The following is an 11,600-nucleotide window of genomic DNA, read 5'->3' on the forward strand; positions in this document are numbered from 1 at the left end:
AAAACTAGAAACAATAAAATTTGTGAATGTTGTATACCCCCAAACAATACACATATTTTGAAGGATTAGGATTAATAAAGCTAAAAATATAGTAAGTATACTAAATATATTTACTATATCTAGTATACTTACTATATTTTAATCTTTTGATCGTCTATTATATATAATCCGTTCCTCGTCGTTTAAAGTATCAACATAGGCGTCCATTGCAAGTTTGACTATTTCATACATAGGAATATCTTTTGCATAACTAAGATCCCGAATGGTTTTTAGTACGGGAGGATCTACTTGAACTGGTTTTCTTTCTTTCGCAGTGTACTTTCGTTCCCCTAACTCGACATTAATATCATCTTTAATTGAAATATCTTCAGCACCAATTTTCTTCTTATCTTTGTTCGTTGGTAATAATGCCATTTAGTTTAATCTCCTTTCCAAGAGGTAGGATATGATTGGCCATTGAGTCAGCATATTTAGGTGTATAATCAAATCCTTCAATATCACCATGTTGTTCATAGTATTCAATTCTTTCTTCTAATTCTGTAAAGATGTCTGCAAAAATAGCCCACCATCTTCGATCTACATAATCATTTAATTGGATACCATTCTCACCATACATTTCTAACCGATCCGAGCCTTTAACAATGCTTTTAAAAATGTTTGATTCACCATACTTATCAATTGTTTTTTGATAGTTTGCGTGTTGAGAGGAACGTCGCACTGAGAAAAGAACAGGCAAAATTCCAATGATTTGAAGATGAGACTCTTCAAAATTCGTGACAATCGGAACTAAAACTTTATTAATAAAATCTTCTGTTCCTTCCATTGCGTACCGTTTTAATTCTTGCATTGCAATAATATAATCTGCAGCAGTTAAGAATGCACGAACCACATTATCTGTTGATGGTGGGCAGTCGATAAAGATATAATCGAAATTTTTTCTCAATTCTTCTAAAGGTTTAATGAAGGCCAATGATCTCTTACGACGATCAGGATATTTTTCGGACAAGTATTCATTAAGTTCTTCAGATCCAGGAGAGCCAGCCATAATATATAAATGTGGACTTACTTGAGTAATACCTGAAACCCAGTCCCCTTTTTTGATTGCTGCAGACATGGATCGATCAAAGCTAGTAATTTGATACGTTGATCCAATGTTGGAAGTAGTATTTCTTTGTTGGTCATAATCAATTAGCAACACGTCTTTTTCAAAAAGTTGACTAGAAACAATCGCTAATAAATCATTGTCTGTAGTCTTACCAATGCCGCCTTTTCTACCTGTAAGCATTACAACTTTTCCTAGTTTATCTGATGTTTTAAATGCAGTCCGTAAGTTTTCCATAGTTCCCTCCAATTTCCTATACTAAATATATTTAGTATACTTCATATACTTAATATATTCGATATATCTAATATACTCCAAATTGATAAGAATTCAGACTTTATAAGGAATATAGTGGATATACTAAATATATTTGCTATATTCAGTATATCAGATATATTCAAAATGTCAAAATATATTTGTGCGTTTTGCGTTGACAATTTAGAGTGAAAAGAGGTAAACTTAATTCTATAGAAACCACAGATAATTCACTATTTACAAAGTAGCAAAAGCAGTGGTACTCTTTAAACAGAAAAATTACATAAAAAAAAGAGACGGAAATAATTGATTTTAGCAGAATCAATTATTTCTGAATCACATGGTTAGGACATGTGTTCACGCTCGTCTCAAGAATATGTAAGTAGCTACCAACTACTTATATTAAAAGTTGATCGGATACCTTTTCCGATTGCCTTTATTCTACCAAAAAAAGGCGAGCAACTCAACAGAAGAACGTTTATTTAGTGTACTTAAATTAAATATTCTTAAACACTGAAGAGAGAACACATACTATGGCTGAGATTAAAGCTAAACTGTGTTCTCTTTTTGTTTGAGAAAGGACGTTACAATCGATGTTGAGCGAAATTTATTCAGCTATTCTTAAAAACGGCTTACGTACATACAAATATCGAAACAGCACCATGAAACCTGCAGGTCATATTGATTCCAGTAGGAGTGGTGCTATCTTTGCGTACCGTAGCAAGCAATTAATGAATGTTGGGCGTGGTATGGTCATTACTTCGGAAGAAGCTATTTTAGAGAACGAAAAGAAACTAACGCATTGGACACCTAATACCTATCGCTTTGGTACTTATGCGGATGATTATCGAACAGTGGTTAAAGGTCATTCTGAGAAAAACTTAAGTCAAATCAACACATTTGTAGTTGATATCGATTCAAAAGAGAACCATCAAGGCGAAATTATTTTAGCCTGTTTAGATCAAGTGGGCTACATGCCAACGCTAATTTTAGAATCAGATCATGGTTATCAAGTTTATTTTGTACTAAAGACACCAGGCTATGTCACAAAGAAAAGCAATTTCAAGGTGATCGATGTAGCAAAAAAAATTTCAAAAACAATTCGTCTACAGTTGGCTGAAAAATTGTCCGGAGTGGATCTAGGATGTAACCACTTCGGAATTGCTCGATTCCCACAAGAAAATAATATTGTTTTTAAAGAAATGAACTATCAGTATTCTTTTGCTGACTGGATTCAATGGTCGATGAAGCTTGAATCAGATCAAAAAACAAAAGAAGATCGAGAACGAAAACTAATTGTCTTTCCTGAGAAAAAAGAAATTCGTCAAGTAGATGAACCGTGGTTCGATATGTTACTTCATAAAGCAAACATCGTCGGCGGAGAAGGACGTCTTGGTCGAAATAATGTGATTTTCACGCTTTCTTTAGCTTATTACTCTTCAGGTTATGCATTGGATACTTGCGAATACAATATGTTCACATTCAACGAACGGTTACAGGAACCGCTATCTGAAGCAGAATTAGTAAAGATTGTACGTAGTGCTTATTCTGGTAATTATCAAGCAGCAAGCAGAGAATTCATTATTGAATTGTGCCAGCAATGGGTTTCACCAACCTTAAAAAATAATGATCTGTTCATTCAACGACGTGGCTGGTGGAAATTTAAAAAGCCACGAGATCAAAGAAAATATAGTCATAAAAATGAATGGAAAGAAGATCTATTGGCTTATCTAAGCGAAAAAAGTCTTGCTAGTGAGCCTTATTTGAACCTGTCAAAAAAAGAATTGGCTTCACAACTAACGATGCCCAAGCGAACACTTGATAAGATCTTAAATGAGTTACGAGAGGAGAATAAAGTCTTCTACAAGGTAACACGAGGAAGAAATGGCGGAATGATCATTGCTTCAGTCAAAACGTTGTTCGCGAGGGTTATTCAACTAAGTAAAGAAAAGAGACTAGATTATTCAACAAGGATCACAGAGGTATTTGGACTCAACGAGAGCTTAGTAGAAGAGACATTTAGACAATTATCAACCCCCTTGAACCCTCTTAAAGAAGTGAATCTTTTTGAAGTAGATACAGGTTGAAAAATAAAAGGTGCAAATTGCCTTATACAATATATCTATGATACTTCTGTAGGTGTTGCTCCCTTTGCCTAGCTACGTGTAGGTGGTATACTTATAACTGCGTATGCAGTCTTATGTATCATGGAGGAAGTTGTATGTCGTTAAAAAATTATGTCTATTCACATCCTGTTAATGTGTTTATCATTGGTCGTTTGGGATTATCTGTGGAAGTGTTCTGTGAGCTTTATGGTTTTAAGCAGGGGACTTTGTCTTCTTGGGTTACCAGGGAAAAAACAGTTGCTTCTTTGCCGATTGAGTTTCTTCATGGGTTGTCCTTAGCTTCTGGGGAGACTATGGATCAGGTATATGATTGTTTGTGTGTGTTAGAGCAGGAGTATATTGAGTATAAAATAGCTAACGAGTTAAGAAAAAGGAAGAAGTATATCCAGTAGTAGTTTTTATTTACTTAAAAAATTGGTTCATTGAGCAACCTATCGCTGCTAAAGTAGCAAAGGAAAACGTTAAAGGAAAGAATTTAGGGAAGAAATCGAAATGAAATCGGACGACTGGATTGAACACACCTGGCTTCCTCTGAAAAGAAATAGCAAACGAAAGAAATTTTGGGTATTGCAATTATGGCCATTAGGAAAACTTTGTAGTTACGGGGCACGACTTATTCTTGATTTAACCGTTTACTCGATTGGAGTATTTGGAACGGCTTATTACTTGATAAATGATCCCAATAGGATTGCAGCATCAGACATTTTTACAGTGCTAATGACGTTGATTTTTGTCATGCTATTGTCTATTTTTACTCAATTAGTCATGCAATTTACCAGGCAAAAATTAACAGCAGGAAAACTTTTCAAAAGCCTATTCGATTTAATTGTTGTAAATGCAATTCTAGCGACTTTAATAAAACAAATTGAACAATCTGGAAGAACAACAAAAGGAGTGAAGGATTTTTTATTGACGTTTATTCACTTTGTAAATGGACACATGTATTTGTTTGAAGTGGGTATTATTCTCTTTTTTGTCGGGTATGTATCCACGAAACTTATTAAACGTTCAATTGAAAAAGAAATTGAAATTGACCTGATTCCGACACTTCTTGGTTATGAGTACAATGTTGATTTTGGAAGATATGACGAATTGATCAATACGGATATCGTTCACACGAGTATCCATGAATCTACTGTTAAGGGCATCAGATCTATTTTAAAAAATGGCCAGGAAATGAAAGCAATAGATCGAAGAAAAGAGATCTACAATTTTTATGAAGTCGAAGCAAGCCTACGATATGGCATCGGAAAATTGTGGTTAGATGGAAGTAATATTCGTCAAAACAAACCATACATTTTTTGGAACAGTAGTGATTTAGAACTTCCAATGAAAGATAAATAATTATGGAGAATCGTTTGAAAATGATTCCTCTATACAGGATTGTGCTTATAGTTGGCATGGAGTTAAAAACCTTAAAGAAGGAGCAGTTATTCAAAGTGAAAGAACGTCATAATCAGTTACTATGTAGTAAAACGGGTACGATGAACATTGAATACCGAACAGAATATTTAGAATTAACGAATTAAACTGATTTTTTGTTGATTCGAAAGCAACAAGAGCAAGAAAAAAATTAATGGCTACTTATAGCCAATTGATTGATGAATGGGAACAATTCAAGGAATCTAAAATTCCAGAACGTCTCTAAAAGCCTTTATTTGTAAAGAGCATAAGGAAACGTGGGAACACTTTTTAAAAAAAGTGTTCCAATAGGCTGTGCCTATTACGTTTCTCAAAAATAAATGTGGGAACAAAATATTTAAAAATAGGATAGTGAAAGGATAGTGAAGGATAGTAAAAGGAGGGTAGTAGGATAGCAAAAAGGATAGGCTCCTTTTCGCTATCCTTTTTAAATTGGAGGAATTAATATGGAAGTAAGAATAAGAAATGTGGATGAGAAAATCGTAAGAGAAATTGATCGAAGATGTGACGAACGGTTCTATTGCAAAGTTTTAAATCTACTATCAAATAAGGTAGAATAATAGAAAAAGATAGCAGGAGGAATGACGATGAATCATTTTAAAGGAAAGCAATTTCAGCAGGATGTGATTATTGTAGCCGTGGGCTACTATCTTCGTTATAACCTTAGCTATCGTGAAGTTCAAGAAATCTTATATGATCGTAGCATTAACGTTTCTCATACGACGATTTATCGTTGGGTGCAAGAATATGGCAAACTACTCTATCAAATTTGGAAAAAGAAAAATAAAAAATCCTTTTATTCATGGAAAATGGATGAAACGTACATCAAAATTAAAGGAAAATGGCATTATTTGTATCGAGCCATCGATGCAGATGGTTTAACCTTGGATATTTGGTTACGTAAAAAACGGGACACACAAGCAGCCTATGCTTTTCTTAAGCGGTTAGTGAAGCAGTTTGATGAACCGAAGGTTGTAGTCACAGATAAAGCCCCCTCTATTACAAGTGCCTTTAAGAAACTAAAAGAATACGGCTTTTATCAAGGGACAGAACATCGTACCATTAAATACCTGAATAATTTGATTGAACAAGACCATCGTCCAGTAAAGAGACGCAATAAATTCTATCGAAGTTTACGCACTGCCTCTACCACGATTAAAGGCATGGAAGCCATTCGAGGATTATATAAGAAAACCCGAAAAGAAGGCACTCTCTTCGGGTTTTCGGTCTGTACTGAAATCAAGGTATTATTGGGAATCCCAGCTTAAATCATAGATACCGTAAGGGATTTTATTCTTTATTTAAAACTTTGCAACAGAACCGTAAAATCAATAGGTAATATCACAATAGGAATGCTGTTTATTATATTAGCAGCAGTGCTGATTTTTATGATAGTTATTTGGTTCTTAAATGAAATATCTAAAGACAATCAACACCGTAGGGATATGGAGATAAAATCAATAGAGTCAATAGATTATTTATCGATAATAACACTAAAAAAGCCACGTTCCTAAACGTGACTTACGCTGAACGATATGTGTTGTTTGGTAGACGAACAAATCGTTCATTATAAATATATGATGGTATCCTAATATAGTAAGCGTGGCTAGCATACCTTTAATTACTTTACCTTTTACAGTTACCATACACATTTTTTGAGCAGAAATCAAGTAAATAAAAAAATATTATATTTCACAACATGCTAATAGACTCATATCTAGAACGCATTAAGTATTTACCTGTCTGGTTCGCTGAGACTTCTTTTTTAACTTTCTTCAATTTTCTTCTTTATTCTAAAAAGCGTACTGCGACTGAAACCGGTTATAGCTTCAACTTCCTTATACGATTTACCTGAAGTAAGCAGTTCATATGCGTGCCTCTTCTTCGGTGTGATTGTTGCTTTCGGACGTCCTTCTCTGAAATTAGGATTATTCTTTCTTGCAAACATTTTTCCTTCTTGGGTACGTTCCACAATCATATCACGTTCCATTTCTGCTACACTCAACAACGTCCGTGTCACCATTCGCCCCATGGACGTATTTTCAATCGTTCCTAGATTCAAAACCTTGATCGTTACGTTATCATCGAGTAAAGGTTCAATGATCTCTAATGCTTCTCTCGTGTTACGAGCAAATCGATCAAGCTTCGTAACAACTATTTCATCTCCAGGCTTCAGACCAGCCAACAGCTGATTGAATTTTGGCCGATCCCGTTTTGTACCCGTAAATTTTTCTGAAAAAATATTCTTCTTCTCTACGCCGTTCTCAAGCAACTGTTGAATTTGTTCTTTTGTACTTTGAGAAGCGGTTGAGACACGTGCATATCCATATTTCGTCATTTGGTCCACCTACTTTTACAAATCATCTATCGTATACTCAGAATACCCTTCATAGAAATAGCTGACATCGATTCCTTTCATATATAACTCGCGATCGTCAATTTTATCAGTCAGAGCATTGGAAATTAGATAGCGTATTTCCAAATCGTTTATGGGACTTCGCTCCATTGCAGAAAGATAGTCTGCTTTATCGATTAAGTTCCAATCTACAACTTTTTGCAATTCTTCCTTTAAAATGAGATCCAGCCAAATTCTAGTACTTCGGCCATTTCCTTCTCGAAATGGGTGAGCGATATTCATCTCCACATATTTCTTGATAATCTCTTCAAAAGAAGTTTGTGGCATCTGATCAATATGCTGTAACGAATGTTCTAAATACATAACTGGTGCAAATCGAAAATTTCCTTTTGCAATATTGACCGATCGGATTTTTCCGGCAAAATCGTAAATATCCGAAAATAGAAATTCATGAATTTCAGATAAACCTTTAAATGTACCAACTTCGATTTCATTTATTTTTCCACAATCGTACAATTCTTTCGCTTTTTGTTTACTGAGTTTTTCTTCAACCTTAGCCAACTCAAATTGATTGGTTAATCCCAATTTATTCTCTAAAATCATGCGAAATCTCCTTAACTTTATGACATAAGTTTATGAAACACTCTCAACCCCATTATATCGCGATTTTGTTTATGTGTCAAAAACTATTAAGTTTCTGACCCCCGATAGATTTTTCAAGTGTCTCTATTTTGCACAGTCTAGTTGACCTTTGATACACCTCTATATTTATAGAGAATCTAAAACATCAACATGGCATACTCAAAATTCTAAATATTAGGGATAAAGAATTCTCCTATACAATCAAAAATTTCCTTTATTTCGAACTCCGGTCACCTAACTCTATTGATCTCTTACAAGCCAAAGAATATCTCTATACTACAAAGAAACAATAGGGTGCCTGGTTGGTCTCTTTGTGTTTTATTTTAGAATCTAGAACGTAAATATTCTTGTCATTCTGATTTTATCTAAGAATATCAATTAAATCTTTTTTTGCAGCCTCTGAAGCGGGCATTACAGAAAAGACCAGTCCAATAACCGAAGATACCCCAACCGCTAGTAAAATAGTAAATAGATCAAGTGACACGTTTACCTTTATCAAAGAACCAACACTATAAGCAAGAGCCATTCCTAATAAATAGCCAATTAACCCTCCTGAAAGAGTTAAAATCAAACCTTCTAAAAGGAACTGCAGCATAATCGATTTTCGAGTAGCTCCTAGGGCTCTTCTTATACCGATCTCTTTTGTTCGTTCAGATACAGATATATACATCATGTTCATTACACCTACCCCTGCGATAAATAAAGATATACCTGCTACAGCTGTTATAAAATAAGTGATCGTACTGAGGATTTGACCAATTCCTTTCGTTAACATAGCCGTATCTAACACTTCATATTCCCCCAAATGTTTCAAACTACCTTTTTCTTTCAATTGGTTTATCACTTTAGAGGTCACCTTGTCAGGTTCAACTCCTTCCTCTAAAGTTAACGTTAGAGACGATGTATCCTTTTCAGACTTAAAATAATAGTGGTACGTAGCTTTTGGAATTTCAATGTTTATATTTGATAAGGAAAACAAATTATCTTGTTCTTCTCCTGGAAAAACGCCCACAATCCTAAATAATTCTTGCTCGATTTCAATTCCTTTACCTAATGCTTGCTCAGATGTATCAAATAGCTCTTTGGCAGTAACTGAATCAATCGCTGCGACTTTATTTGACAATTCACTATCTTGACTTGTTAAATTTCGTCCTATAGAAACTTTTTCACCTTCAGAACCTATAAGTTTGATTTGTTTGTTTGTTTTTTTTCCCTTAATTATCAAATCTTTGTAGATTTGCTCTTCGTCTATTTTAGAATAGTCAACTTTTTTAACCCCTTCTACATTTCCTATTATAGATAAATCTGCGTCTTGAAAAAAATCTGTATTTGTATCATACAAAGAAGTATCATTAGGTGTAAAATTTAGTTGAATTTCTACGTTTTTAGAATCGCTCTTAGTAAGATTTTTTATAGTATCCTTCTCAAAACCCCTTCCAATAGCTAAAATTGTTATAACAGAAGAGATTCCTATTATGATCCCTATCATAGTTAATATACTACGCTTACGATTATTTTTAATCGCTTGCCAAGCTGAACGAAAATTTACATAGACGTTCATTGTACCAACTCCTTATCTTCAATAATGGCACCATCTCTAATCTTAATTAGTCGGTGACAATAAGGAACGACTTCAGGGTTGTGCGTAACCATAATAAGAGTCACGTCATCTTCTTTATTTAAAGTAGCAAACAGCTGCATAATTGCCTCTGATGTATTCGTATCTAAAGCTCCTGTAGGCTCATCTGCTATAATAAATTTTGGTTTGTTAATAAGTGCTCTAGCGATAGCAACTCGCTGCTGTTGACCTCCTGATAACTGCTTTGGATATTTATATTCTTTTCCTCTTAAGCCAACTCTTTCCAATACTGAAAATACTTTTTCTTTGGTTTGAAAGGGAGAGATTCCATTATAAAGAAGCGGTAATTCTACATTTTCATAGACTGTATTACTCTCAATTAAACTAAAATTTTGGAAAATAAAGCCTACTGTCTGATTTCTTATTCTAGATAGAATATCATCTGTTGTATTAAACAGAGATTTACCTTCAAACAAGTATTCACCTTCAAATTTACGATCAATAAAGCCTAAAAGATTAATTAATGTTGACTTTCCAGATCCTGAAGGACCCATAATAGCAATCATTTCCCCCTTTTTGACGGATAAATGAATATCTTTTAATACATGAAGAGATTCCTCTTCGTTGGTATAATATTTATTTACGTTATTAAGCTCAATCATTGTTTCACCGTCACTTCTTGTCCATCTTTCAAGCGTACACCAGGAGTTTCGATGATTGAATCATTCTCTTTAAGCCCTGTCTTTACTAAGTATTTTCCATTTTCTTCCTTTACTTCTACTTTTTGTTTAATAGCTTTTCTATCTCTATAAATAAAAACAAATACTTCATTGTTTTCTTTAATCGTATTCTTTTTAGCTAATTCTAAATGATTCGTTGGCACATTTATTTGGACGTTATAACCATAATGAATAGGTTCTTTAGGGCTGACCATGAACGTGAAGGTGGAAACTGTATTATTTTTATCTGAGGATATATTAGTTTGTGTACTTACTTCCATATCTTCAGGTAATGCATTAACATCAGTGATTGTTCCTTCTATTGATTTTTCTTCATTGAGCAGATTAATATTTACTACTTGCCCTACTTTTACTTTATTATAGTCATATTCCGTAACGGTTCCTTTTATAACTTTATCTGGACTAACAATAGTTGCATACGGTACTGTTGCGTCTGTCTTGCCTTTATCGTTAATATAGACAATTCCTTTAATTGGTGCGGTTACCGTATTTGTAATTTTCTTTTTTGTTTGTTCAATAGTATTATTTACACTTGATAGATCAACATTCGCTTCATCTAGTACCTGTTTTGCTTGTGAGACTGCATCTTTTTGTGCATCTAAGGCTTGTTGTGCAGCTTCTATTTTATTCTCAGCTTCAGCTTTCTCCGCTTTTTTCATTTCTTCATCTATTTTTTTATTTGTAATTGCAGCATGTTCATTTTTAGCAGCAGTTAAGCGAGTTTCTAATTCTTGTTGTTTTTGTGTTGCATTTTCAAGATTTATTTGAGCATTTGTAACAGCCAAATTCAACTTTTCTAGCGATTGCGTTTGTTCTTCCGCTTGATCCTCAATAGTTGTATTTTGATAAGTAGCAATTACGTCATTTTCATTGATCTCTTGACCATTTTTAACGGAAATAGCACTGATTTTGCCGAGCGTCTGATCTAAATTTAAGTAACTAGTATTTTTGGGTTGAACAATCCCTTTTAAAACTAAGGGTTCACTCTTTTTTACTTTAACTAGTTTATAAGAATCTTCTTCCACAATAGGGTTACTCAATTTGTAAATAACAGCACCCCCAATTAATAAAAAGCTGATTACTCCACCCATAATACTCAAATAAATTTGTTGTCGTTTAGTCATTTTTTTAGTCATTCTCTTCTCCTACATCTAGTTTAAAAATACCAATTAAGACCATTACGACCGGTATCTTTAACAAAAATATAAAAAATATCGTAAATAATAGCATACCTAGGTTAAACGAAGAAACGCCTGTATTACTATCTAGGTTGTTAGTGGTTAATACAGTAAATAAAACGACAATAACGGTCCATACTAGATTTAAAAAGTAAGGATATTTTTTTATAATCTTTTTATTCTTTAAATTTTTATTCGCG

12 protein-coding genes and 1 pseudogene are annotated in these 11,600 nt (G+C 33.8%); 5 read left to right on the forward strand and 8 right to left on the reverse strand.

Features of this window, described 5'->3' with window-relative positions:
* Nucleotides 1-138: 138 nt before the first annotated feature.
* Nucleotides 139-414 (reverse strand): DNA segregation protein PrgO, encoded by a 276-nt coding sequence (gene prgO, locus ED2_RS13105; protein WP_001196543.1) that lies wholly within the window; start codon nucleotides 412-414, stop codon nucleotides 139-141.
* Complete coding sequence (locus ED2_RS13110) at nucleotides 386-1,339, reverse strand: ParA family protein (RefSeq protein WP_000429439.1); 954 nt, start codon at nucleotides 1,337-1,339, stop codon at nucleotides 386-388. The genes prgO and ED2_RS13110 overlap by 29 nt, the downstream gene beginning before the upstream one ends.
* 611 nt (nucleotides 1,340-1,950) lie before the next feature.
* Between ED2_RS13110 and ED2_RS13115 the strand changes: the two genes are divergently transcribed.
* The 5 genes from ED2_RS13115 to ED2_RS13130 all read left to right on the forward strand — a co-directional run bounded on the left by ED2_RS13115 (nucleotide 1,951) and on the right by ED2_RS13130 (nucleotide 6,173).
* A complete protein-coding gene (locus tag ED2_RS13115; RefSeq protein ID WP_000947691.1) occupies nucleotides 1,951-3,444 on the forward strand; it encodes a primase C-terminal domain-containing protein in 1,494 nt (497 codons plus the stop codon).
* 134 nt (nucleotides 3,445-3,578) lie between these two features.
* The gene (locus ED2_RS13120) at nucleotides 3,579-3,875 is read left to right on the forward strand and encodes a replication control protein PrgN (RefSeq protein WP_000053907.1); all 297 of its coding nucleotides are present in this window, start codon (nucleotides 3,579-3,581) and stop codon (nucleotides 3,873-3,875) included.
* 100 nt (nucleotides 3,876-3,975) lie between these two features.
* Entirely contained in the window at nucleotides 3,976-4,827 is an 852-nt protein-coding gene (locus tag ED2_RS13125) for a hypothetical protein (RefSeq protein ID WP_002287227.1), read from the forward strand.
* Between the two features lie 56 nt (nucleotides 4,828-4,883).
* Nucleotides 4,884-5,012 (forward strand): hypothetical protein, encoded by a 129-nt coding sequence (locus ED2_RS15860; RefSeq protein ID WP_255209481.1) that lies wholly within the window; start codon nucleotides 4,884-4,886, stop codon nucleotides 5,010-5,012.
* 480 nt (nucleotides 5,013-5,492) lie between these two features.
* Nucleotides 5,493-6,173 (forward strand): IS6-like element IS1216 family transposase, encoded by a 681-nt coding sequence (locus ED2_RS13130; protein WP_016252685.1) that lies wholly within the window; start codon nucleotides 5,493-5,495, stop codon nucleotides 6,171-6,173.
* 497 nt (nucleotides 6,174-6,670) lie between these two features.
* Here the strand turns inward: ED2_RS13130 and ED2_RS13135 are convergent, their stop codons facing one another.
* The 6 genes and pseudogenes from ED2_RS13135 to ED2_RS15865 all read right to left on the reverse strand — a co-directional run.
* The gene (locus ED2_RS13135; protein WP_000170424.1) at nucleotides 6,671-7,243 is read right to left on the reverse strand and encodes a recombinase family protein; all 573 of its coding nucleotides are present in this window, start codon (nucleotides 7,241-7,243) and stop codon (nucleotides 6,671-6,673) included.
* A gap of 15 nt (nucleotides 7,244-7,258) precedes the next feature.
* A complete protein-coding gene (gene fic, locus ED2_RS13140; RefSeq protein ID WP_016176895.1) occupies nucleotides 7,259-7,864 on the reverse strand; it encodes a protein adenylyltransferase Fic in 606 nt (201 codons plus the stop codon).
* Nucleotides 7,865-8,264: 400 nt separating this feature from the next.
* Nucleotides 8,265-9,464: an ABC transporter permease gene (locus ED2_RS13145; protein ID WP_002293193.1), complete on the reverse strand. Its 1,200-nt coding sequence runs from the start codon at nucleotides 9,462-9,464 to the stop codon at nucleotides 8,265-8,267.
* On the reverse strand, nucleotides 9,461-10,144 hold the full coding sequence (locus ED2_RS13150; protein WP_002342443.1) for an ABC transporter ATP-binding protein: 684 nt from the start codon (nucleotides 10,142-10,144) through the stop codon (nucleotides 9,461-9,463). The genes ED2_RS13145 and ED2_RS13150 overlap by 4 nt, the downstream gene beginning before the upstream one ends.
* A complete protein-coding gene (locus tag ED2_RS13155; protein ID WP_002342442.1) occupies nucleotides 10,141-11,358 on the reverse strand; it encodes an efflux RND transporter periplasmic adaptor subunit in 1,218 nt (405 codons plus the stop codon). Before ED2_RS13155 ends, ED2_RS13150 begins: the two co-directional genes overlap by 4 nt.
* Nucleotides 11,351-11,600: pseudogene (locus ED2_RS15865) on the reverse strand (hypothetical protein); the annotation flags it as partial. The gene ED2_RS13155 and the pseudogene ED2_RS15865, both read right to left, overlap by 8 nt.

This window comes from Enterococcus durans NBRC 100479 = LMG 10746 (assembly GCF_001544215.1).
In the GTDB taxonomy this organism is placed as follows: domain Bacteria; phylum Bacillota; class Bacilli; order Lactobacillales; family Enterococcaceae; genus Enterococcus_B; species Enterococcus_B durans.